Origin of the sequence: Cylindrospermopsis sp. CR12 (assembly GCF_001432185.1) — a bacterium.
GTDB lineage: Bacteria > Cyanobacteriota > Cyanobacteriia > Cyanobacteriales > Nostocaceae > Raphidiopsis > Raphidiopsis raciborskii.
In genome coordinates, this window is sequence record NZ_LMVE01000081.1 from 79,055 (window position 1) to 79,912 (window position 858).

The following is an 858-nucleotide window of genomic DNA, read 5'->3' on the forward strand; positions in this document are numbered from 1 at the left end:
ATTTGTAACACTACTAATATTTGATATTACCCCCCCTTCGCGAAAGAGCGATCGCTCTTCCTTCCATCTCCTAGCAGGATTTTTTCCATCTTTGGTAGTCCCATAAAATAGCGATCGCAATTAATTTCAAGTTAGGAATCTAGGCGCCGATTTTTTTCTCCATGGGGGGAGTTGACTATTGACCCTTGAACCTGATACTCTGATAATGGAAATCCGTGCACTTTTTTCGCGAATGCTTACACTCCATTATACTCAACCCTCATAATACCACATTTCTACCCCTTCGACCATAAAAAAACTTATCTCATATATATGAATTTAGGTGTTAATACAATTGTGCAACCGTTTTTTAGCGTTATTAACAATAAGCTTACTTCGCAATCGCGTTTACATATATCCTGTGGGTTTGTTGGGTTTCGTTCCTCAACCCAACCTACGTGAATCTTATATTTAATTCCACATCCCGCTGGTGTTTCAACACTACTAATATTTCATATCTCCCGCGAGCGATCGCTATTCCACTCACTAGTATTTGATATTCGGGAGCGATCGCTATTCCTTGTAAGGAGGCACAATTATTTGTAGAATGGGTTACCCATAATGACTCACTACAAAACCAGTCGGTTTTCAACCGACTTAGGCTTTGAGACAATGAATTCCCTGTCTCCCCCACAGACAGTCTCCAGGTAAGGGTTAATTCAACCAATTATGGTTAATCCCGTAGAGATCACTTCGCAATCGCGTTTACATATATCCTGTGGGTTTGTTGGGTTTCGTTCCTCAACCCAACCTACGTGAATCTTATATTTAATTCCACATCCCGCTGGTATTTGTAACACTACTAATATTTGATATCTC

At 40.1% G+C, this 858-nt stretch carries 1 protein-coding gene; it reads right to left on the reverse strand.

Annotated elements, in window-relative coordinates:
* Positions 1-433 precede the first annotated feature (433 nt).
* Positions 434-652, reverse strand: a complete 219-nt coding sequence (locus ASL19_RS17575; RefSeq protein WP_152980422.1) for a hypothetical protein — start codon at positions 650-652, stop codon at positions 434-436.
* Positions 653-858 lie beyond the last annotated feature (206 nt).